At 70.9% G+C, this 20,881-nt stretch carries 25 protein-coding genes and 1 pseudogene; 11 read left to right on the top strand and 15 right to left on the bottom strand.

Annotated elements, in window-relative coordinates:
• Nucleotides 1-50 precede the first annotated feature (50 nt).
• Nucleotides 51-467: a hypothetical protein gene (locus P2T62_RS13495; protein WP_276257602.1), complete on the top strand. Its 417-nt coding sequence runs from the start codon at nt 51-53 to the stop codon at nt 465-467.
• Between the two features lie 330 nt (nt 468-797).
• Here P2T62_RS13495 and P2T62_RS13500 read toward each other — a convergent pair whose 3' ends face one another.
• From P2T62_RS13500 to P2T62_RS13520, 5 genes are all read right to left on the bottom strand, one after another.
• Complete coding sequence (locus P2T62_RS13500; RefSeq protein ID WP_276257603.1) at nt 798-2,651, bottom strand: FAD-binding protein; 1,854 nt, start codon at nt 2,649-2,651, stop codon at nt 798-800.
• A gap of 129 nt (nt 2,652-2,780) precedes the next feature.
• Nucleotides 2,781-3,671 carry a succinate dehydrogenase/fumarate reductase iron-sulfur subunit gene (locus P2T62_RS13505; protein WP_276257604.1) on the bottom strand — a complete coding sequence of 297 codons (891 nt, stop codon included), beginning with the start codon at nt 3,669-3,671 and terminating at the stop codon, nt 2,781-2,783.
• Nucleotides 3,671-4,051 carry a succinate dehydrogenase hydrophobic membrane anchor subunit gene (locus tag P2T62_RS13510; protein ID WP_276257605.1) on the bottom strand — a complete coding sequence of 127 codons (381 nt, stop codon included), beginning with the start codon at nt 4,049-4,051 and terminating at the stop codon, nt 3,671-3,673. The genes P2T62_RS13505 and P2T62_RS13510 overlap by 1 nt, the downstream gene beginning before the upstream one ends.
• Before the next feature lies 1 nt (nt 4,052).
• The gene (gene sdhC / locus P2T62_RS13515) at nt 4,053-4,445 is read right to left on the bottom strand and encodes a succinate dehydrogenase, cytochrome b556 subunit (RefSeq protein WP_254821765.1); all 393 of its coding nucleotides are present in this window, start codon (nt 4,443-4,445) and stop codon (nt 4,053-4,055) included.
• Between the two features lie 149 nt (nt 4,446-4,594).
• The gene (locus P2T62_RS13520) at nt 4,595-5,269 is read right to left on the bottom strand and encodes an alpha/beta hydrolase (protein WP_276257606.1); all 675 of its coding nucleotides are present in this window, start codon (nt 5,267-5,269) and stop codon (nt 4,595-4,597) included.
• A 107-nt stretch (nt 5,270-5,376) separates the two neighbouring features.
• Here P2T62_RS13520 and P2T62_RS13525 point away from each other — a divergent pair, with 107 nt between their 5' ends.
• From P2T62_RS13525 to P2T62_RS13535, 3 genes are all read left to right on the top strand, one after another.
• Nucleotides 5,377-5,766, top strand: coding sequence for a winged helix-turn-helix transcriptional regulator (locus P2T62_RS13525; RefSeq protein WP_276257607.1), 390 nt, complete (start codon nt 5,377-5,379; stop codon nt 5,764-5,766).
• A 3-nt stretch (nt 5,767-5,769) separates the two neighbouring features.
• Entirely contained in the window at nt 5,770-6,348 is a 579-nt protein-coding gene (locus P2T62_RS13530) for an LOG family protein (protein ID WP_276257608.1), read from the top strand.
• An 82-nt stretch (nt 6,349-6,430) separates the two neighbouring features.
• A complete protein-coding gene (locus P2T62_RS13535) occupies nt 6,431-6,670 on the top strand; it encodes a hypothetical protein (protein WP_276257609.1) in 240 nt (79 codons plus the stop codon).
• A 42-nt stretch (nt 6,671-6,712) separates the two neighbouring features.
• On the opposite strand, the gene P2T62_RS13540 is transcribed toward P2T62_RS13535, so the two are convergent.
• The 4 genes from P2T62_RS13540 to P2T62_RS13555 all read right to left on the bottom strand — a co-directional run bounded on the left by P2T62_RS13540 (nt 6,713) and on the right by P2T62_RS13555 (nt 10,176).
• Complete coding sequence (locus P2T62_RS13540; RefSeq protein ID WP_276257610.1) at nt 6,713-7,555, bottom strand: beta-keto acid cleavage family enzyme; 843 nt, start codon at nt 7,553-7,555, stop codon at nt 6,713-6,715.
• Nucleotides 7,552-7,761, bottom strand: coding sequence for a hypothetical protein (locus P2T62_RS13545; protein ID WP_276257611.1), 210 nt, complete (start codon nt 7,759-7,761; stop codon nt 7,552-7,554). The genes P2T62_RS13540 and P2T62_RS13545 overlap by 4 nt, the downstream gene beginning before the upstream one ends.
• A 183-nt stretch (nt 7,762-7,944) precedes the next feature.
• Nucleotides 7,945-8,463: a hypothetical protein gene (locus P2T62_RS13550; protein ID WP_276257612.1), complete on the bottom strand. Its 519-nt coding sequence runs from the start codon at nt 8,461-8,463 to the stop codon at nt 7,945-7,947.
• A 54-nt stretch (nt 8,464-8,517) separates the two neighbouring features.
• Nucleotides 8,518-10,176, bottom strand: coding sequence for an FAD-binding oxidoreductase (locus tag P2T62_RS13555; protein ID WP_276257613.1), 1,659 nt, complete (start codon nt 10,174-10,176; stop codon nt 8,518-8,520).
• Nucleotides 10,177-10,358: 182 nt separating this feature from the next.
• On the opposite strand from P2T62_RS13555, the gene P2T62_RS13560 reads away from it, so the two are divergent.
• Complete coding sequence (locus P2T62_RS13560; protein WP_276257614.1) at nt 10,359-11,825, top strand: APC family permease; 1,467 nt, start codon at nt 10,359-10,361, stop codon at nt 11,823-11,825.
• 15 nt (nt 11,826-11,840) lie between these two features.
• Here the strand turns inward: P2T62_RS13560 and P2T62_RS13565 are convergent, their stop codons facing one another.
• The 3 genes and pseudogenes from P2T62_RS13565 to P2T62_RS23440 all read right to left on the bottom strand — a co-directional run.
• Nucleotides 11,841-12,386: a carboxymuconolactone decarboxylase family protein gene (locus P2T62_RS13565; RefSeq protein WP_276257615.1), complete on the bottom strand. Its 546-nt coding sequence runs from the start codon at nt 12,384-12,386 to the stop codon at nt 11,841-11,843.
• Nucleotides 12,387-12,435: 49 nt separating this feature from the next.
• Nucleotides 12,436-12,987 carry an SDR family NAD(P)-dependent oxidoreductase gene (locus tag P2T62_RS13570; protein WP_276257616.1) on the bottom strand — a complete coding sequence of 184 codons (552 nt, stop codon included), beginning with the start codon at nt 12,985-12,987 and terminating at the stop codon, nt 12,436-12,438.
• A 91-nt stretch (nt 12,988-13,078) separates the two neighbouring features.
• A pseudogene (locus P2T62_RS23440) lies at nt 13,079-13,258 on the bottom strand (SDR family NAD(P)-dependent oxidoreductase); the annotation flags it as partial.
• A gap of 290 nt (nt 13,259-13,548) precedes the next feature.
• Between P2T62_RS23440 and P2T62_RS13580 the strand changes: the two are divergent.
• Complete coding sequence (locus P2T62_RS13580) at nt 13,549-13,794, top strand: hypothetical protein (protein ID WP_276257618.1); 246 nt, start codon at nt 13,549-13,551, stop codon at nt 13,792-13,794.
• A 19-nt stretch (nt 13,795-13,813) separates the two neighbouring features.
• Here the strand turns inward: P2T62_RS13580 and P2T62_RS13585 are convergent, their stop codons facing one another.
• Nucleotides 13,814-14,230, bottom strand: coding sequence for a PaaI family thioesterase (locus P2T62_RS13585; RefSeq protein WP_276257619.1), 417 nt, complete (start codon nt 14,228-14,230; stop codon nt 13,814-13,816).
• A gap of 231 nt (nt 14,231-14,461) precedes the next feature.
• Between P2T62_RS13585 and P2T62_RS13590 the strand changes: the two genes are divergently transcribed.
• A complete protein-coding gene (locus tag P2T62_RS13590) occupies nt 14,462-15,253 on the top strand; it encodes an enoyl-CoA hydratase/isomerase family protein (protein WP_276257620.1) in 792 nt (263 codons plus the stop codon).
• Between the two features lie 19 nt (nt 15,254-15,272).
• Here P2T62_RS13590 and P2T62_RS13595 read toward each other — a convergent pair whose 3' ends face one another.
• Complete coding sequence (locus tag P2T62_RS13595; protein WP_276257621.1) at nt 15,273-15,656, bottom strand: YccF domain-containing protein; 384 nt, start codon at nt 15,654-15,656, stop codon at nt 15,273-15,275.
• 125 nt (nt 15,657-15,781) lie between these two features.
• Between P2T62_RS13595 and P2T62_RS13600 the strand changes: the two genes are divergently transcribed.
• Nucleotides 15,782-16,981, top strand: a complete 1,200-nt coding sequence (locus P2T62_RS13600) for an MFS transporter (RefSeq protein ID WP_276257622.1) — start codon at nt 15,782-15,784, stop codon at nt 16,979-16,981.
• A 37-nt stretch (nt 16,982-17,018) separates the two neighbouring features.
• Here P2T62_RS13600 and P2T62_RS13605 read toward each other — a convergent pair whose 3' ends face one another.
• Nucleotides 17,019-18,524 (bottom strand): hypothetical protein, encoded by a 1,506-nt coding sequence (locus P2T62_RS13605; RefSeq protein ID WP_276257623.1) that lies wholly within the window; start codon nt 18,522-18,524, stop codon nt 17,019-17,021.
• A 142-nt stretch (nt 18,525-18,666) separates the two neighbouring features.
• On the opposite strand from P2T62_RS13605, the gene P2T62_RS13610 reads away from it, so the two are divergent.
• The 3 genes from P2T62_RS13610 to P2T62_RS13620 all read left to right on the top strand — a co-directional run bounded on the left by P2T62_RS13610 (nt 18,667) and on the right by P2T62_RS13620 (nt 20,852).
• Nucleotides 18,667-19,182, top strand: coding sequence for a hypothetical protein (locus tag P2T62_RS13610; RefSeq protein WP_276257624.1), 516 nt, complete (start codon nt 18,667-18,669; stop codon nt 19,180-19,182).
• Nucleotides 19,179-20,477 (top strand): RuBisCO large subunit C-terminal-like domain-containing protein, encoded by a 1,299-nt coding sequence (locus P2T62_RS13615; RefSeq protein WP_276257625.1) that lies wholly within the window; start codon nt 19,179-19,181, stop codon nt 20,475-20,477. Before P2T62_RS13610 ends, P2T62_RS13615 begins: the two co-directional genes overlap by 4 nt.
• Nucleotides 20,478-20,624: 147 nt before the next feature.
• Nucleotides 20,625-20,852, top strand: a complete 228-nt coding sequence (locus P2T62_RS13620; RefSeq protein ID WP_276257626.1) for a hypothetical protein — start codon at nt 20,625-20,627, stop codon at nt 20,850-20,852.
• Nucleotides 20,853-20,881: the final 29 nt, after the last annotated feature.

A 20,881-nucleotide genomic window follows, 5' to 3' on the forward strand; every position in this document is an offset into this window, starting at 1 on the left:
CAGCCTGCCGCACCGCAATCGATTTCTCCGACCGGACGGAACGCCTGTCGATGCCCTCCAGACGAGCCCTGCTCCGCGCCGGCGGAATCGTCGTCACGGCCGGCCTGGCCGGCTGCAGCGCCCTGCAGGACGAGCCGAGACCGGTGAACGTACTGCTCCAGAACGACGACGACCGCGAGTGGCCCCTGACGGTCGCCGTCGAGCGGGACGGCGAGGAACTGTTCCGCACCGAGGAGACCGTCCCCGCCGACGACGGGACCGGCCTCGGTGAGGTCCGCATCGAGGACGCCTTCGAGGGGACCGACGGCGAGGGGTTCACCGTCCGTGCGTGGCTCGACGGCGATCCGGCCGGTACGTTCGAGTATACGGTCACCTGCCCCGAGGACAACCGGTTCAGCCTGCTCGTCGAGCACGACGCGACGACGGGCGATGCCCTCGACTACGTCGCTCGCCGCTGCGGCGAGTGAGTGCATCGAGACGGCGGTAGGCCGTCGATTACTCGATGAAATTCCAGACTAATCCATCTATACCGCAGATTTAAGATCTAATTGTGGCTCAGACACGACAACAGCATATTTGCGATTAATATATCGATTTGTCCGCATGGGCGCCGAGGAAAACCCACCGGGTAGCGGCCCCCGACGGGATACCTCACTGCATCGGCGCGCCGCAGGCGCGCCGTTCACCGCTCGGAGGCCCGCAGGGCCGGAGAGCGGCCTTTTTGGTGCAGATTTTTTCGGTTCGCGCAGCGCTCGCCTTCGGCGAGCGCGAGCAAACCCGAACCGAAAAAAGGTGCCTTAGTAGGACCGGACCTTCGGCTCGTACGTCTTCTCGGCGCCCTCGAGGATGACGTCCGTGTAGTAGAGCTCCGGCGTACCCTCGTTCCACTGGACCATCGTGTGCTTGAGCCACTCGTCGTCCTTGCGCTCCTGGTGCTCGGCGCGCCAGTGGGCGCCGCGGAACTCGTCACGGGCGAGCGCGCCGAGGGCGATGGTCTCGGCCGTGTCGATGAGGTTCCGCGTCTCGATGGTGTGGATGAGGTCCGTGTTGTACGTCCCGGAGGGGTCCGAGACGGCCACGTCCTGGTACTCCTCGCGGCACTCCTTGATGACCTCGAGGGCCTTCTTCAGGCCCTCCTCCTCGCGGAAGACGTTGACCCAGCGGGTCATCGCCTTCTGGAGCTTCTGTCGGATCTCGGCGTGGTTGCGGCCGTCGCGCTCCTTGAGGCGCTCGACGCGCTGGCGCTGGCGCTCGACGGCGGCGTGGACCGTCTCGGTCGTGCCCGTCAGCTGCCCACCGTCGGCCGCTTTCTCGCCCCCGTCGGCGGCCACGTCGTCGTCGGTCGGGCCGAGCGCGCCCGGCTCGACGGGCGCGCCGAGGTCGTCCTCCTGCTCGATGGCGGCCGAGGGGCCCGTCTCGATGAGCGCCTCGCCGTAGTCGCGCCCGGCGGCGTGGTAGCCGGCGCGGGCGCCGAAGACGATGAGTTCGGGCAGCGCGTTGCCACCGAGGCGGTTGGAGCCGTGGACGGAGACGCAGGCGCACTCGCCGGCGGCGTACAGCCCGGAGACGCAGGTCTCGCCGTGCTCGTTCGTCTCGATGCCGCCCATGTGGTAGTGCTGGCCGGGCTTGACCGGCATCGGCTCGACGAGCCCGTCGACGCCCTCGAAGTCCTCCGCGAGGTGGAGGATGTTCTCCAGGCGGTCGAGGATGCGCTCGTCGCCGAGGTGGCGCATGTCGAGGTAGACGTACTCGTCGTCGACGCCACGACCCTCGTTGACCTCCGTGAGTTCGGCGCGGGAGACCACGTCACGCGAGGCCAGTTCGCCGGCGTTGTTCGCGTAGCCGTACTCGAACATGAAGCGCTCGCCCTCCGCGTTGTAGAGGATACCTCCCTCGCCACGGACGCCCTCGGAGATGAGCACACCCGTCGAGGGGAGCGTGGTCGGGTGGAACTGGACGAACTCCATGTCCTCGACCGGGACGCCGGCGCGGTAGGCCATCGCCGGGCCGTCGCCGGTGTTGGCGACGGCGTTCGTCGTGTGGTCGAAGGCCTGGCCGTCCCCACCGGTCGCGAGGATGACGCCGTCGGAGGCCTCGAAACCGACGATCTCGCCGTTCTTGATGTCGTAGGCCACGCAGCCGTGGCAGGAGCGGTCCTCGGGGTCCGCCTCGTCGGTGACGGCGAGGTCCATGACGTAGAACTCGTCGTAGACCTTGATGCCCCGCTTGACGACCTGCTCGTACATGGTGTGGAGCAGGTGGTGGCCGGTCTCGGCGCCGGCGTAGGTGGTGCGGGGGAAGCTGAGGCCGCCGAACGGGCGCTGGGAGACGCGGCCGTCGTCCTCGCGGCTGAAGGGCATCCCCCAGTGCTCGAGCTGGATGACCTCCTCGGGTGAGGTCTCGCAGAGGGTCTCGATGGCCGGGGCGTCGCCCAGGTAGTCCGAGCCCTTCATCGTGTCGTAGGCGTGGTCGGTCCAGTCGTCGCCGTCCCGGAGCGCGGCGTTGATGCCGCCCTCGGCCGCGCCGGTGTGGCTGCGGACGGGGTGGAGCTTCGAGACGAGCGCCACGTCGGCGCCCTCCTCGTGTGCGGCGATGGCCGCCCGGAGGCCGGCGCCGCCGGCGCCGACCACGATGACGTCGTGTTCGTACATTGTTGAAGTGAGGTGGTGTGGTGGGGTATCGCTCGGTCGCGGTCGTGTGTTCGTGTTAGGCTGTGGGTAACTTGAGGCTGTTGTGCGCGACCGCACGCGGGCGGGGGATTCCCGACCCGGGCGGCGCGCTCACCAGAACTTGAGGTTGTTCTTGACGGCCTCGCGCTTGAGTTCCTGGATGTGCTCGGTGAGCGGGATGTCCTTCGGGCAGACCTCCGTGCAGGAGAACTGGGTCTGGCACCGCCAGACGCCGTGCTCCTGCTCGATGATCTCCAGCCGCTCCTGCTTGCGGTTCTCGCCCTCGCGGTCGTCCATCGCGAACTTGTAGGCCTTGTTGATGGCCGCGGGGCCGAGGTACTCGTTGTCCCCGGCGGCGATGTTGCACGAGGACATGCAGGCGCCACACCAGATGCAGCGCGCCGACATCTTGATCTTCTCCCGGTTCTCGCGGGTCTGACGCTGCTCCTCCAGCTCGCCCGAGGGCAGTTCGTCGGCGTCGAAGTACGGTTCGACCGCGTCCATCTGGTCGTAGAAGTGCTCCATGTCCACGACGAGGTCCTTGACGACCTCCTGGTGGGGGAGCGGCTCGACGCGGATCTGGCCGGGAACGCCCTCGGAGTCACCGAGGTCGACGACCTGCGTCTTGCAGCCCAGGTGCTGGGTCCCGTTGACGAACAGGGCGTCGCTCCCGCAGACGGCCTGCCGGCAGGAGTGCCGGAAGGTGAGCGAGGAGTCGTAGTGGTCCCGGGCGTACATCAGCGCGTCGAGGACGGTCATCCCCTTCGTGAAGGGGACGGGGAAGGTGTCGAATCGGGGGTCCTCCTTCTCCGGGATGTCCGGGTCGTAGCGGAAGACCTTCAGGTCGAACACCGTGTCGGCCCGCTCGAGGTCCGTCTCGGCGCGCTCGCGCATCCGGTCGCGGACCTCCTGGCGCTCGGCCTTCTCCGCCAGGCGGCGGCGCTGGTGGGTGGACTCCTCTTCGGCCTCGGCCTGCTCCTGTTCGGTGACTTGCGTGCTCATTATGCTGCGGGTCCGATGATGAAGCCGGCCATCGCCATCGCGACGCGGATGCCCTGTGCGATGAGGAGCACGCTCGCGAGGACGAGGCCGTACTTGACGACGGTCTTCGGGGTGCCGTCGAGCCCCTGGTTGACGAGTGCGTTGTAGACGCCGTTGACGCCGTGGAAGGTGGCGGTCACGAGGAACGCGACCATCGTGAGGAAGTACCCCGGCTGCTGCATCCGGAGGTGGGTCTGCATGAAGGTGACGTCGGCGGCGTGGTTGACGAAGTGCAGCAGCATGAAGTGGAACGCCAGCACGACGACGAGGAACGCCGCCGTGAGGCGCTGGAGCAGCCAGCGCGACCCCTTCGGGTCGAACGAGGAGTAGTAGTCTGCCATGTTATATCGCCCCCGCGAGGAAGGTCGGGACGCTCGCCACCACGATGGCCCCCGTGAGGACGAGCGACGCGTAGAAGCTCTTGTCCTGTGCCTCCAGTCCGACGCCGAGGTCGACGAACAGCAGCCGCAGCCCGTTGAGGATGTGGAAGACGGCGACCGCCAGCAGGCCGACCTCGAGGAACCGGACCACCAGCAGGCTCTCCAGCCCCGAGATGGTGTTCGTGTAGGCCGTCGTGCCCACCGTGGCGGTGCTCAGCACGGCGATGTGCGTGAACAGGTAGCCGATGAGCACCCACCCGGTGAACTTGTGGAAGATCCAGGCCCACATGCCGGCGGAGAACTCCCGCCAGCGCCCGAAGTCCTCCACGAGGCCCCGGTCGTACGATTGACTCATTACGGCACAGCGTGCGAACCGGTCGCGTATCAAAGTTCCCTTTGCGCGCGGCCGTACCCCCGGGATTCCGCCGGTCACGTGGCGGGGGCTCCGGGGCCCGTGACGAGGCGCCCGGGCAGCCACCAGTCGACATCCGGCCGTTCGGGGAGCTACTCGGCCAGCGGCGCGATGATGTCGCGTGCGGCCTCGAGCTCGTCCCCGTTGACCGTGTGGCCCATCCCCTGGTAGAGGCGCATCTCCACGTCCGCGCCCATCGACCGGAAGGCATCGCGCGTCGCCTCGACGCGCTCCGCGGGGATGTGGGGGTCGACGTCCGAGCAGCCGAGGAAGACGGGCGTTCCCTCGAGGTCGCCCGGGTACTCCGCGTCCAGTTCCTCGCCGATAAGGCCCCCGCTGAACGCGATGACCCCGCCGTACCGGCGCGGGTTGCGGGCGGCGTACTCGGTGGCGAGACAGCCGCCCTGCGAGAAGCCACCGATGACGACGCGCTCGTGGGGAATGCCCGCGTCGACGGCCCGCTCGACGGCGTCGCCCATCGCCCGGAGGCCGGACGAGCGCCCGGGTTCGTTCGACTCGACCGGGGCGAGGAACGAGTTGGGGTACCACTCGTTGCGTGCGGCCTGGGGTGCGATGTACGCGACGCCCTCGACGCCGATCTCGCCGGCGAGGCCGAGGATGCCCCGCGCGGAGGCCCCGCGACCGTGCGCGAGCACGACGGCAGCTTCGGCCCCCTCGAGGTCGGCACCCGCGGTCAGGGTCCCCTGGCCCTGGTGCGGACCGATGACACCCTCGCCGGTCAGCCTGTCGCCCGACTCCTCGCTCATCGACCGCCCTCCGCGGGTGGCTCGTACAGTAGTATCATTCCGTCACCTGAGTTCAGTCCCGAACTTACTTATACGTTCCCTGACAACCGTTTCGGTAGGTGACATCCATGTCCTCTGGTGCAGACACTCCGGGTTCGGAGACCGACGTGGGCGAGGACGGCCCCTGCGCCGTCGTCGACTCGCTGGAACAGATCGGCTCGCAGTGGCGCCTCATCGTCCTCCACGACCTGCAGGACGGCGAGAAGCGGTTCAACGAGCTGAAGCGGTCGACCGACGCCTCCTCGCGGACGCTCTCGCGGGTGCTCGACGATCTGCAGGAGATGGGCTTCGTCGACCGTCGGATGGAGGAGGACGCCCCCGTCGCGACCTACTACTCGCTGACGGCGAAGGGGACCTCGCTCTGCCCGGTGTTCGACGAGATCGAGCGCTGGGCCGACGAGTGGCTCCACGCGCCATCGGGCGACGCCGAGGAGCTCCCGGCGGAGTCGGCCGACTGACCCGTGGAGCGCATCTGTGTCTACTGCGGCTCCAGCCCCGGCCACGACCCGGCCTACCGGCGAGCCGCACGCGAGATGGGCGAGGAACTCCTGGCACGCGACCTCGGCCTGGTCTTCGGTGGCGGCAGCGTCGGGCTGATGGGGACCGTCGCGGACGCCGTGATGGACGGCGGCGGGGAGGCCATCGGCGTCATCCCCGAGTCGCTGGAGTCGAAGGAGGTCGCCCACGGCGGCCTCACCGACCTCGAGGTCGTCGAGTCGATGCACGAGCGCAAACAGCGGATGGTCGAGCTCTCGGACGGGTTCGTCGCGCTCCCCGGCGGTCTGGGGACGCTCGAGGAGATCTTCGAGGTGCTGACGTGGGCCCAGCTCGGCATCCACGAGAAACCCTGTGGCGTGCTCAACGTCGCCGGGTTCTACGACGGACTCGTCTCGCATCTCGACGGCGCCACCGAGGCGGGCTTCGTCTCGCCCACACACCGGGACCTGGCACGCGTCGAGACCCACCCCGGCGCGCTGCTGGACGCCTTCGCGGCGTACGAGCCACCCTCGGAACCGAAGGTCGGCCCGGAGGACACGTAGCGCGGGCCCGGCGAGTGTCGCGACGCTCCCCGTGGCCCGGGTCGGGGAAAGGCTATTGTGCGACCCAACGGAGGGCGACCGTATGGACGACCCCTTCGAGTCGCGAGCGGAGCGCGAGGGCTACCTCCTGTGGGCCCTGCACGCGGTCTCGCAGACCGGGCCGGCGACGGTCATGCAGGTGAGCACCCACATCCAGGACTCGCCCGCGACCATCGATCCCGTCGAGGCCGAGAAGCTCCGGGAAGCCGTCAAGCAGCTCGAGTACGAGGGCCTGGTGTTCATCGACCAGGACGATCGGGCCCACGTCGCCGACGTCGACTGACGAACGCCGGGTGGTGGTAGTCGCCGACTCCTATCGACCGCTTCAGAGCCCGAGCAGCTCCCGCGCCTCGTCGGGGGTCGCAGGTTCGCGCCCGAGCGTCCGCGCCATGTCGGCCACCCGCCCGACCAGTTGTGCGTTGCTCGCGGCGCGCTCCCCGCGCTCGAAGTAGACGTTGTCCTCCAGGCCGACCCGGACGTGGCCGCCCAGTATCGTCCCGAGCGTCGCGAACGGGAGCTGATGCTGGCCGAACCCGAGCGTGTTGAACGTCGCGCCCGTGGGCAGGTTCCGGACGGCGTTCAGCAGGTTCCGCGGCCGCGCGGGGGTGAGGGTCCCGCCGCCGAAGATGAGCGTCGTGTGGTACGGCTCGGCGAGGTCCCGACGGTCGAGCAGCCCGTGGACCTCGTTGACGTGACCGTCGTTGAACGCCTCGAGTTCGGGCTTGATCCCCCGGTCTGCCATCTCGTCGTACAGGGTATCCACCATGGCGCGCGGGTTCTCGCTGGTGAGGTGTCGGTACCGGTTCAGCGGCCCCATGTCGAGGCTCGCCATCTCCGGCGCCGGGTCCGTTCGGAGCGGCTGTCGCCGGGCCTCCAGGGGCGCGCCCGTCCCGCCCGTCGAGTGCTGGACCACGAGGTCCGTCGTCTCGCGGACGGCGTCGGTGAGTTCCTGGAACCGCTCGGTCGCGAACGAGCGCTCACCGTTCGGCTTCCGGGCGTGGAGGTGGGCGATGCTCGCGCCCGCAGCCTCGGCGTCGGCCGCCGCGGCGGCGACCTCGGCGGGCGTCTCCGGCAGGTTCGGGGTCGCCTCCTTCCCGTGGACGCCGCCCGTCAGCGCGACGGTGATGATGACGGGTTCGCCCGCGAGGTAGTCGTCGTAGCCCGTCACGGCTCCGCCTCCGGCTCGTCGTCGGCCCCGGCGTCGAGCCCCTCGGCCTCCCGGTAGAACTCGCAGTGCTCGGCGTGCGAGAGGTCGAACCGGTCGTTGCAGATGTCCGCGCGCATCGGCTCGACGAACTCGTCGACGACGGTGCAGTAGGCCCGGTCGGTGTCGGCGAACTCCGCCGCGCGGTACTCCAGGTGTGGGCAGGTCATGGCCGGGCTTCTCGCGGCCCGATGTTAACCGTTCGCGGGCGTGGATGTCGGGGGGGGACACGGATGTCGGTGCATCCGTCTGCGCCAATTATTCAGAATATGTCGCGCGTTCACCGCATGGGACACAGTTCCGGTTCGAAACACGGGATCTCCCGACGAGAGGGAACCGTGGATGGATCACCGCTACGCGGTCTCGTCGGGAGGGGCTGCGCGGAACGTCCCCGTCTCGGCATCCAGTCGTGACAGGTTGTCCGCGATGGCGAGTCGTGCCGCCTCGCTCGCGCCGACGTGGAACCCGACGACGACCGCACCGTCGTACGGATGCGATTCCAGCTGCGAGCGGGCCTCGAAGTGGCGGCCGTACCCGTCCGAGCCCCACTCCACGTCGCTGTCGAACACCTTCCGGCGGAAGCCGGCCCCGTAGTTGGCGCGGGCCTTCGTATCGAGCACGTCGAGGCGCTGGGCGGCCGCGGACCCGTCGCGCCGGAGCGCCAGCAGCAGGTCCGTCACCGGGTAGGAGGGGTCGGCATCGAGGTCGGGCGCGTACGCACCGGGGACGCGGGAGAGGTCGCCGTTCGCCTCCAGCTCGTAGGCCAGGAACCGCGGCACGCCGTCCTCGTGGCAGTGGACGACGTGGGAGGTGTCGAGGCCGCCACCGAGCGGCGGGCGGGCGCCGAGGTGGAGGACCGCCGTCAGGGCCATGGTCGGTCTACGCGGGCCGCGTCCCTCAACGTTCGCCCGGGAGGGTCGCCTCTGTCAGAGCAACGCCCCGGGGTTCATGATGCCCTCGGGGTCCAGCGTCCGCTTCATCGACCGGAGGGCGTCGAGGTAGGCGTCGGGCGCCTCCTCGTGGTAGTGGTCGCGGTGGACCCGCCCGACGGCGTGGTGGTGGGTGATGGTCGCGCCGTACTCCATCAGCGTGTCCGAGGCGGCCGCCTTGATCTGGCGCCACTGCTCCAGTTCCCGCCCCACATCGGCGGGCGCCAGCAGCGTGTAGTACGGCGCCGGGCCGTCCTCGTAGGCGTGCGTGAACCGACAGGAGAGGAAGCCCTGGCCGCAGGCCCCCTCCATCGCGTCGGTCACGTTGTCCCGGATCGCCTCGTGGAGCGCGGGGAACTGGTCCCACGTCACCGCCGTCTCGAACGTGTCCACGAGGACGCCCATGCTCACCAGCGAATTGAACATGTACGGGGCCTCGACGAAGGCGTCGCGCCACTCCCCCGAGTCGCCCTCCTGGTCGTCGCCGTCGGCCGCGCTCTCACCCGTGCTGCCGTCGGCCGTCCGGTCCTCGGTCGTCGGTCCCTCGGAGACACGACCGCCGTGGTCCTCGGCGATCTCGACCGCGCGGTCGAGGTCGGCCTCGATGGGCGGGAGGCTGTCGGTCGACTCGAAGCCGAGCAGCAGGACCGAGGAGCCGTCGAACGCCACCTCGTTCAGCATCGCCTCGTTCGAATCGAGCAGTCGGCAGTTCGCCGGCGTGAGGCGGGCCTGCACGACCTCGCGGCAGGCCGCGACGGCGTCCCAGTAGTCGTCGAAGCGCACGGTGGCCTTCGCGCGGTACGGCGGCCGCGGCTGGACGCGGGCCCAGCCCTCCGTGACGACGCCGAACGCACCCTCGCTGCCCAGCAGGAAGCGGTTCGGGTCCGGGCCGGCGCCCGAGGCGGGCAGGCGGCGCGTCTCCAGCGTCCCGGCGGGCGTCACCGCGCGCACGGATTCGATGAAGTCGTCGATGTGGGTGTAGCGCGTCGCGAAGTGGCCGCCCGCCCGGGTCGCGACCCAGCCGCCGAACGTGGAGAACTCGTAGCTCTGGGGGTAGTGCCGCAACTGGAGGCCGTAGTCGGCGAGCTGTGCCTGTATCTCGGGGCCCGTCGCGCCGGCCTCGATGCGCGCGGCGCGGGAGTGCTCGTCCACCTCCGGAACGGCATCCATCCGGCCCATGTCGAGCGAGCAGACGCCGCTGTAGCCCGCGCCGCCGCACTCGACGCCGCCGACGACGCTGGTGCCGCCGCCGTACGGCACGACGGCGACCTGCTCGCGCGCGGCCCACTCGAGGACGGCCGCCACGTCGGATTCGCGCTCCGGGTACGCGACCACGTCGGGCGCATCGTCGAACCGGCCGTGGAAGCCACGGACGAGGTCTCGGTACGCGCTGCCATACGTGTGCGTGACCCGGTCGCGCTTCTCGCTCGTGGTCTCACAGGGGCACTCGTCCGGCGGCTCGACACGCGGCGGCGCGAGCGTCACCTCCTCGAGCGTCGGCAGGTCCAGCAGCGGGCGCTCGGGGAAGCCGAGCATCCCCTCGATGCGGTTCTTGAGCTCCCGGCGCTCCTCGTCGGTCGGGAGACGGTCCTCCCAGCCCCACGCCCAGAACGACTCCCGCCGGTCCCCGCCCGTGCCTGACGCGTCCGTGCTCATACGACCCCATCGCAACGGGGGACAAAATAGTCGCGGGCGGCCGGCCCGCCCCGGCGAGCATCGCGGCGAAGGGGCGCGGCGTCGGCGATGACGACACCCGCGCCGACGGTTGCAGTAAACGAGGGCGTCCTGGGACGGAGGTACACTTATCAAAGTCCCATGCTACCGTGCCGCACACACCCATGTCCGCCGAGAACTACAAGCTCATCGACCAGCGCGTCGGCCTGTGGGGGGCCGTCGCGCTGCTGGTCGGCACCGCGCTCGGGATGAGCATCTTCATCGTCCCGACACAGATGGCCGCCGCCGCCGGCCCGAGCATCACCCTCGCGATCCTCGTCTCCATCGTGCCGATGGTACTCGGCGTCCTGTTGCTGCTGCAACTCGGTGGCGCCATCCCGGTCGCGGGCGGCATCTACGTCTATGGCTCCCGCCTCGTGGGGCCGTTCTGGGGGGTCATCGGGGTGACGGTCCCGGTGCTCGCGGTGTGGTCGTATCTCCTGTTCGCGGCGGTCGGCTTCGCCGACTACCTCAACGGGTTGCTGGGCACCATCGCCGGGACCTCCGTGCCGACCGTCGCCGCGGTCTGGGTGCTCCTGGGGTCGTTCCTGGTCCTGAACTACGCCGGGGTCCAGGTGGTGACGAAGGTCCAGCTGGCGTTCGTCGGCGCGCTCGTCGTCGGGATGCTCGCGTTCGTCCTCGGCGGGCTCCCGCACGTCGAGGTGGCGAACTACACGCCGGTCTTCCCGGCCGGGGAGGGGGAGCCGTTCGCCGACGGCTTCGGTCCCTTCCTGCTCGCGGTCGTCACGCTGTACATCCCGTTCCAGGGGTTCGGGATGATCATCGAGATCGGGGAGGAGCTGGAGAACCCCGTCGAGAACATCCCGAAGGTGCTCGCCATCGGGATGGCCATCGTCACGCTCCTCTCGCTCGCCATCGTCTTCGTCCTGGTCGGCGCCGTCCCGATGGAGAACATGACCGTCTCGGGCCAGCTCGGCGGCGAGCCCGTCGACGGCGGGCTGGCCGCGGTCGCCGACGGCGTCCTCCCGCCAGCGCTATTGCTGGTCATCGGCGTCGCCGCGCTCGTGGCGGCCGCGACCACCGTCAACACGCTCTACACCTCGTACTCGCGGACGGTGATGCGCGCGGCCCGGGACGATGTCCTCCCGGAGGTGTTCGCCGCGGTCCACGAGGACTACCGGACCCCCCACCGCGCCATCCTCCTGTTCGGCATCCCGCCGATGCTCGCCGCCCCGTTCGTGGGGCAGCTCGACGCCATCACGGCCCCGGCGGTGCTGGACTGGCTCGTCACCGTCGTCGTGACGGGCATCTTCATCGCCTTCCTCATCGGCGGCGTCGCGCTGTGGAACCTCCCGAAGACCTTCCCGCAGCGCTACGAGCACTCCATCTACAAGCTCCCGATGCCCGTCCTGAAGGTCGTGGCCGTCGGCAACGTCGTCGTCTCGGCCGCGTTCACGGTCCTCGTCGTCGGAACCGCGCCCTCGGCGTTCGGGGTCGTCCTCGTGTGGATCGTGCTCTCGGCGTTGCTCTACTGGTACCGCGTCCGGGCGTACGACCGGAAGGGGATCGACCTCAAGGCCCGGATGGCCGCGCTCCACGCCCACGAACAGGGAGCCAGCGACGACGACTGACCACGGTCCGCGGCGTCACTTCTCCAGCCGGTCCAGTCCCCACCCGACGAACGACCCCTCGGGCCCGACCGCGAGCGCATCGAGGAACCGCGCGAGGCCCGTGTAGACGCCGGCGAGCATCGTCGCGCCGACGAGCGTGCGGTCGTCCACGCGCTCGGCCAGCGCCCGGTGGAGGGCGTCGTCGACGCTGGCGGTGGCGACGGCGGCGGCGTAGCTCGCCAGCGCCTCCCGCCGGTCGCTCAGTTCGGCGTACTGTCCCCGGCGGACCGCGCGCACCTCGGCCTCAGAGAGGCCCGCATCCAGCGCGAGGGGGACGTGCTGGTGCCACTCGTAGTCGGCGTGGGTCTGCCGGGCCACGGTCAGCACCACGAGTTCGCGCTCGGCCTCGTCGAGGCCGCACTCGTCCCAGAGCGTGTGCGCGAACGTCACGAACCCGTCCAGCACCGGCGGGTTGTTCGCCAGCGCGCCGAACAGGTGGGTGGCGCCACTGCGACTCCGCTCGAACACCGCGCCGTACTCGTCGGGGATATCGTCACCGTCGAGGTAGGGGACGCGCGCCATTGGAGGCCTGCTGACACGGCGGTCGCTTAGCCCTTCTCACTCCGGACCGCTAGCGGGCACGGGCCTCCGGGTCCGCGCCGGCGGCCGCTCCCGGCGACTGCTCTCTGGTCGTGGGCGCGTCGGCGAACCGCTTCGAGCCCCGACGGACGAGCGAGGGGAGCCGGTGGGCGAGGAACAGCCCGATGCGGGTCCCCAGGTCCGCGTAGATGACGGCGTCCGTCGAGTCGATACGCCGCGCGAGCTTGCGCCCCACGTCCGCCGGGTCCTGCATCACCGACCCGGGATACCCGAGTGCGGCGCCCGCCCGCGTGTTCGTCAGCGGCGGGTGCATCAGCGTGACGTGGACCCCCTCGTCGTGCAACTCGAAGCGGAGCGAGCGAACCAGCGCCTCGATGGCGCCCTTCGTCGAGGCGTACCCCGACAGTGCCGGCGTCCCGGTGATACCGGCCCCGGAACTCACGTTGTGGATGATGCCCTGGCCCTGCTCGCGCATGTGCGGCAGGACGGCCTGGATGAGCCGGAGGTAGCCGAAGTAGTTGACCTCGAACTCCCGGCGGGTGTCGGCGAGGGTCCGGTCCTCGATACGCGCGAGGTGGAACACGCCGGCGTTGTTGACGAGGCGGTCGATGCGACCCCACCCCCCCCACGACGGCCTCGACGGCCCTCTCGACGGCGTCGTCGGAGGTCACGTCACACTCGACGTAGCGGAACCGGTCGCCGAAGGCCCCACCGAGCGCCTCGATGCGGTCGCCTGCGACGTCGAACGCGGCGACGCGGAAGCCGTCGTCGAGCAGCGTGGCCGCCAGGTGGTAGCCGATGCCCTCGTTGGCACCCGTGACGACGACGACGCGACCCTCGGAACGATCTCTCATGACGCCCCTATGCCGTCGGAGATATTGAGGGTTGAGACGGCCCCCGGAATCGGACGCCTCCACCGCTGAACGTTCGTTCTACCGCGGCTTCGGCCGTGCACGGAGGGGCCGCACGGATAAACGGCAGGGCGACCCCGGCCCCCGGCAGCGTGTCGTCGGCCGCGGTCCCAGTACCCCTGGGCCCGAGGCGAGCGCTGACGGGCCGAGACACCGGTCTACGTCGCCACGGCGGAATCGGTCTAGCATAGTGGAGGTTCTCCTTACAACTATCCGGGCCCTCGTCCCAGTCGATGAATCCCACCCGCCCCTCGGGCCTGTACGGTGCCGCCGGAACCTTCATCCTGCTGCTGACCGCGGTCGGCTTCTGGTTCGCCGCCGCCGGCTTCGCGACCTACACCCCCAGCACCGGTTCGACCCTCTCGACCATCGCCGCCGCCAGCACGCTCGCCGCCGTCGTGCTGTTCGGGCTGACCGTCCGGTCCGCCATCCTCGGCGGGACCTCGCCGCAGCAGCATCGCCGGCGCTCCACCCGGTGACCGCGGCGACGGCGTCACCTCACTCCCCGCCCCACGCCCCTCTGGTATCGCTGCCACCGGTCTTGAACGTCCCTCGACCGAGCGCGACCGTCTCGTCGTCACCTTCTCGCTCGACCAGTACGTCCACGGAGCCGACGCTGTCCCCGTTCCGGACCACCTCGGCCTCCGCCCGGAGGTCGTCGGTGCCCGGCGCGAGGTAGTCCAGCCTGAGGTCGACGGTCGGCGTGAGCGCCATATCGTTCGCGCTGCTGACGGCCCAGTAGCCGACCGAGTCCGCAAGCGACGCGACCGCGCCGCCGTGCGCGACCCGCGTTCCGGGGGCGGCGCTGTGCTCGTCGGTCAGTTCCATCCGCGCGGCGGCGTAGCCATCCTCGATCGCAGTGATGTCGATCCCGAGCAGGTCGTAGTAGGGAACCCACGCGTCGTCGGCGTCCATGACGGTCGGTGCAGGGGATGGGACATAGCCCTCGGGGTGGGCAGATAACTCGTATATTATCGAAATTAGTCGGGAAATTTAGATTTAATCCGCAAAGCAGAGAGATAATAGAACTGAACGGAGAGTATCCGACAGGCGTGTACCGTACCGGTGTTGCCGACAGGAGGATACTGGTCCCACCCGACCCGTCCGGCGCGGACACTTATGCTCTCGCCGAACGACCCTCGCCGCATGACCGCTCCCGACTTCGATGCGGAGACCGTCTCCCTTGACTGGAACGACGCCGGCACCGTCGCGACGCTGACGGTGGACCGGCCGGACAAGCTGAACGCGCTCGACGAGACGACGCTCCGGGCCATCCCCGACGCGCTCGACGCCGCACGCGACGACGCCCGAGCGCTGGTGGTGACCGGTGCCGGCGAGAAGGCGTTCGTCGCGGGCGCCGACATCGCCCACATGTCCCAGCTCGGCGTGGCCGAGGCGTACGACTACTGCCAGCTCGGGCACGCCGTGATGGACGCCGTCGAGGCGTTCCCCGTCCCGGTGGTGGCGGCCGTGAACGGGTACGCGTTCGGCGGCGGCTGCGAACTGGCGCTCGCCGCGGACATCCGTGTCGCGAGCGAGAACGCGCTCGTCGGCCAGACGGAGATCGACCTCGGCATCGTCCCCGGCTGGGGCGGGACCCAGCGCCTCGCGCGCCTCGTCCCCGACGAGACGGCCCGCCGGATGGTGTTCCTCGGCGAGCGACTCGACGCCGAGGCCTGCCTCGACGCGGGGCTCGTGGGCGAGGTGGTCCCGCACGAGGAGTGCGTCGAGCACGCGCAGGGGCTGGCCGGGCGCATCGCCGCGAAACCGCGGTTCGCGCTGCAGGGCGCGAAGGAGGCGCTCAACCAGGTCCACGAGAGCCCGCAGTCCGCCGGGCTGGAGTACGAGAAGCGCGTCTGGAGCGGTCTCTTCGGCACGCACGACCAGCAGGAGGGGATGGAGGCGTTCCTCGAGGACCGCGACCCAGAGTTCGAGTGAGAGGTCGCTGTCTCGCCGCTCAGTACCGGTACAGCGACAGCACGAACGGCAGCCGGTTCAGCAGCCAGATGGCGACCGGCAGGCCGACGATGGTGACGGCGAACAGCGCGGCGACGCCGACCCATGTCAGCGAGAGCCACGACCCGACGAAGACGAACCACACCGCCCGCACCAGCAGCGGGTACTGACTGGACGGGTCCGCAGCGTCCGGGTCCCGCAGCCCGCTCACCTCGCTGGGCGGTTTGAGCGTCAGCACGCGCGGGGTCTGGTTGACGAGCTTGATACCCAGCGGGATGGTCACGATGGGGACGTGCAGCAGCCACGCGATGAACAGGACGACGGGCGTGAGCCACCAGCCCACGAGCAGGAACCACGCCGCCCGGAGGACGATGTTGGGGGCCATACCCGACCCAGGCCGTCGCCGGGGATAGCTCCGCCGGCCGAAGCCGACGCCGTCGGTGGTCGCGGTGCGAGGCGCTCACAGGGAACCGTAACCGGGTAATGGCGCGGGGGCCTCGTCCGGGGTAGATGGGAATCGGGACAGCGACGGCCCGGCTGCGCGGCGGCGGCCGGGGGTGGGTGCTCCTCACCATCGCTGTCGGGTGGGTGTTCGTCCTCGGCGGGCGCTTCCTGGTCCCCGCGGTCCTCCCCCAGGTGACGGGCACCTTCGCGGTCGGGAACACGGGCGGCGGCATCGCCGTCACGGTCATCTGGGGGACGTACGCCCTGATGCAGTCACCGGCGGGTATCCTGGTCGACCGCCTGGGCGAGCGCCGGCTCCTGACGGGGAGCCTCCTGCTGTCGGCGGGGAGCGTCGTCGTCCTGGGCGTGGCGCCCGCGTACCTCGCGTTCCTCGGTGGGTGTGCGGCGTTCGGGTTCGCGACGGGCCTGTACGGCCCCGGGCGCGGCACCGCGCTCGCGCGGACCTTCCCCGACGACGACGGCACGGCCATCGGCGTCACGCTCGCGGCCGGCTCCGTCGGGTCGGCCGTCCTGCCGTTCCTGGCGGGCGCGCTCGTCGGGAGCGTGAGCTGGCGCTACGTCGTCGCGGGGCTCGCGCCACCGCTGCTCGTGGCGGCCGCCTTCGCCTGGCGGACCGTCCCGGAACACGACCGGCAGCACACGAGCAGCCCGCCGCCGGCCGACGAGCTGGTCGGCGACGTCCTCCGGGCCGTCCGGCGCCGGGGGGTCGCCGTCGCCGTCGCCGCGGTCACGCTGATGCTGTTCGCCTTCCAGGGCCTCTCTGCGTTCTACGTCACCTACCTGGCACGGTCGATGCCCCAGCGGACGGCGGCGGGCCTGTTCGCGCTCCTGTTCCTCGGGGGAGCGGTCGCACAGCTCGCAGGGGGTGCCGCGGCGGACCGCTACGGCGAGCGCGTCGTCCTGACCGTCACGGCCGCCGTCGGCGCCGTCTCGGTCGGGGCGGTCCCGTTCGTCGACGGGGTGTGGCCGCTCGCGGCGCTCTCGATCGCCCTCGGGACGCGGCTGGCCATCGCCCCCGTCTCGAACGCCTACGTCATCGCCGTCCTCCCGGACGCCGTCACGGGAACCGCCTGGGGGACGCTCCGGACGGCGTTCTTCCTGCTGGGCGCGACCGGCTCGACGGTGGTCGGCGCGATGGCCGACCGGGGGCTGTTCGACGAGGCGTTCCTCCTGCTGGCCGCCGTGACGGCCGCCGCGGCGGTGCTGTACGCCTTCCTGCCGTCGCGGGAAGCGGTCGGGGCGTGAGTGTGGCCCGAGGCGCCCGAGTGGAACCGGGGGCGGCTCACCCCCTGTAGAGGCCCCGGGCCGCCCGCCATCGTTCCCCGAACCGCTGGCGCGCCGCCGCGTACGTCTCGGGGTCGCACGAGGGCTCGACCGTCCCGACGACCCGGCAGAGTGCGTCGCGTGCGTCGTCGACGGTCCCGTAGACGCCCGCGTCCAGCGCGGCCGGGAGGACGGCCCCGGCGGTGGTCCGGGGCGCCATGCGCGTGACCGGGCGGTCCCACGCGGCGGCCCGGAGGCCGTTCCACCAGTCGTAGTCCCCCACTCCAGGGTCGTCGGTCCCGGAGTGGTCCGGCTCCACACCGTCGGGCGCGCCGCCCCCGAGCAGCCGGACGGCACCGGCACCGCCCGCGTCGAGGAACCAGCCCTCCGCGAGCGCGACGCCGAGCGCGACACCGCGGAACAGGCGGCCGCGCGCAACCCCCGGGTCGGCATCCGTCCAGAGCCCCGCCAGCGTGTTCGCCATCCGCCCGTCGTCGAACGGGGAGCGGTCCCCCTGCGGGAGGAAGCCGTACTCCGTGCCGGGGTCGGCGGCGGCCGCGGCGTCGAGCGCGGCCGCCGGGGAGCGGTCGAACAGGCGCGCCAGCCACCGGAACGTCGCGCCCGAGTCGAAAGCGGCCCCGGCGAGCCAGCCGTCCAGCGGGTGTCGGTGGTAGTAGAACGGGCCGTCGCCCGCGCGGGTCTCGGTGACGCCCTTGACGACGCTCGTCGAGCCACAGGTGACACCCCAGTCCCCGGGTTCCAGACAGCCCATCCCGAGCGCGGCGGCGTTGCCGTCCGTCACGCCGAGGTGGAGGCTCGCCCCCTCGAGACCCATCCGGCTGGCCAAGGGTCCGGCCGCGGTGCCGACGTGGTCGCCCGGAGCCGCGATATCAGGGAGACGGTCGGTCGACACGTCGGCCGCGGCGAACAGGTCGTCGAGCCACGAGGGCGCCCCGGCCACGTCGGCACCGAACTTCAGCGCGTTCGTCCAGTCGGTCGTCGGGGCCCACGCCTCGCCCGCGGGGGCGAGCAGCCGCCAGGTGAGCCACGTCGCCGCCGGGAGGTACCACCGCGCCTCGCCGTACGCCGGCCGGTCCTCGCGGGCGCTCGCCAGTGTCGGGAGCGGGGCCGTCGCACCGACGGGCACGCCGAGGTCGCTCGCCCGGTCGGCGGCGTCGGCCGCGGCGAACGCCGCCGCCGTGTCGGGGTCGGCACGCTCGTCGTACCGGAGTGGCGGCGCCACCGGCTCCCCGGCGTCGTCGGTCGCGACCACGGTCCCCGAGGTGGAGGTGACGGCGACGACGTGGTCCCCGTCGGGGATGTCGGGGGCCGCAGCCGCGAGGGCGTGCTCCCAGTCGGTGGTCGTCTCCCCTTCCAGCGGCGCCTCGCCCGAGGCGACGAGGTCGCCCGCGCGGTCGTAGGCAGCGACGCGGGCGCCGGAGCTGCCGAGGTCGATGCCGACGAGCACCGGGTCGTCCGTGGGACCGTCGGGCGGATCCCCGGACGTGTCGTGTAGCGAGGTCATGCGGACCCGGGCGGGCGCCAGCCACCTCGGCGTTTCGCCTCGCCGGGACGGTGGCGGCGTCCCGGACGACCGCCGGACCCCGGGGTGGTCGGCCGCTGCCGGGTCCTGAGGGTTTTAGCCGCCGGGCGCACAGCCACGCTGTATGCTGGGTTCGGACATACTGACGGCGTCCCTGCCGGCGCTCATCGGGACGCTCGGCGGGGTGGTGGTCGGGCAACTGCTGACGGCCAGCCGGGAGCGACGAAGGCAGGCACAGGCGCGGGAGCGCCGCCGCCAGGACGCCCGGACCGCCATCGCGGCGGAACTGGCGTCCGTCCGCGAGTACCTGCGGGACGCCGACTACGACGACCCGGACGACCACCCGACCTACCCGACGGCGGCGTTCGACAGCAGCGTCGCGAGCGGCGACTTCGCGCTGCTGGACGGCGGGACACGCCGGGAGATCTCGACGGCGTACGGTCTCGTCGAGCGGGTCCGCGAGGCCGAGGACAGCCTCGTCCGGGCGCGGGCGGAGGGCAACGCCGACGAGTTCCTCCGACGGCGCTACGGGGACCACAAGCGCTCGCTCGTCGAGCACCTCGACGGGTTCGTCGAGGAGCTCGAGACGGCCGAGACCGCGGCCGACGGCACCGCCGAGCCGACGGGGGTGGTCGGATGACCGACTACATCGACGTGACCTACAGCGTCGAACTCACGGCGGACCCCGACATCCGCGCGCAGGACAGCATGCCCGACGACCTGCTGGAGATGGGTGAGATCATCGCCCAGGAGCAGTCCGTCGGCGGCTACGACAAGCCCTTCCATCGGGACTTCGACGTCGAGCCCTACCGGGCGCGAGCCACACCGAACCCCTCGACCGGGTCGGTCACGGTCCGGTTCCCCACCGACAACATCGCCCCGGAGCCGGCGCACCTGCTGAACTACGTCGCCGGCGACGTGTTCGGCTCGAAGTACGTCGAGCACATCCGCGTCACGGACATCAGCTTCCCGAAGCCGTTCGTCGACCGGTTCCCCGGTCCGCGGTTCGGGCAGGCCGGCATCCGTGAGCGGGTCGACCGGGAGGGGCCGCTGCTGGGGATGATCCTGAAGCCGTCGCTGGGGCTCACGCCCGAACGCATCGGGGACCTCGTGCGGGCGGCGGCGCAACCGGGCGCCCACCTCGACGACGAACCGGACGACCTCGGCGGCGTCGACATCGTGAAGGAGGACGAGAAGCTGACGGACCCCGACTACTGCGCGTTCGAGGACCGGCTGGACGAGGTGGTCGCGGCCCTGCGCGACGTCCCGGAGCCGCCGCTGTACGTGCTCAACGTCACCGCCCGCGAGGACGCCTTCCGCGAGTACGTCGCGGGCCACGACCTCGAGGACGTGCTTGACCGCTTCGTCCTGCTGGTGACGGTCATCTCCCACGGGTTCGGCCGGATGCAGACCCTCGCCGAGGACGACACCCTCGGCCTCCCGACGTACGCCCACCGCGCGGGGCACGCGGCGCTCACCCGGACGGCCCACGGCATCGAGATGCGCGTCCTCGAGCAGCTCTCGCGGCTCGCTGGCGCCGACTTCGCCCACTGCGGCGCCATCGCCGGCAACCACCGCCGCGACCGCGCCGAGGTGGTGACGAACCGGCGCGTCCTCGACACCACCACGCCGCCCTGGGACGGTCTCGAACCCTGCCTCCCGGTGGTCTCGGGCGGCGTCGACCCGACGAACATCAAGGAGAACATGGAGGCGGTCGGCGAGCGCGACCACCAGGAGCAGCTCGTGTTCATGATCGGCTCGGGCATCTACGGCCACAGCGGCGGCACGCTCCCCGGTATCGCCGCCGGCGTCCGCGCCAACCGCGAGGCCATCGACGCCGCCCGGGAGGGCCTCGGCCACGGCGACATCGAGACGCGGGTCCACCACGACTACCCCCACATGGAGGCGTGGCTGGAGGCCGACCGCGAGGACTGACGGACCCGGCCGTAGAAAGGCCGTCCCCCGACGATACGGCGAATGACGGGTCGTTCATGTATCTCCGGAATCGGTCATAAGTCTCCCCAGTAATCCGGGCGTCAGGTCCGTACTCGTCAACCCGGTAGGGGGAGGTGGTGTCACACGATGCGATCAAACGAGAACGCGGTCACGCACCGAGACCTGCCGCCGAAGGTGTCCGAGCGCGCGGCGGCGGAGCAGCAGTCGCCCGTCAGGCACGAGGACTGGCTCCAGCGGCTCCTCGGCCGGGCACGACCCCGCCACGACCTCCGGACGCTCGCGGACCGGCTGGGCAACGAGGCCCGACGCCTGCGCGAGGGGGCCGCTCGACTCGGCCGCCGCCTGACGACGTAACGCCCCCGACGACCAGCTGATTTCTTGCG

The organism is Haloglomus litoreum (assembly GCF_029338515.1).
Lineage (GTDB): Archaea > Halobacteriota > Halobacteria > Halobacteriales > Haloarculaceae > Haloglomus > Haloglomus litoreum.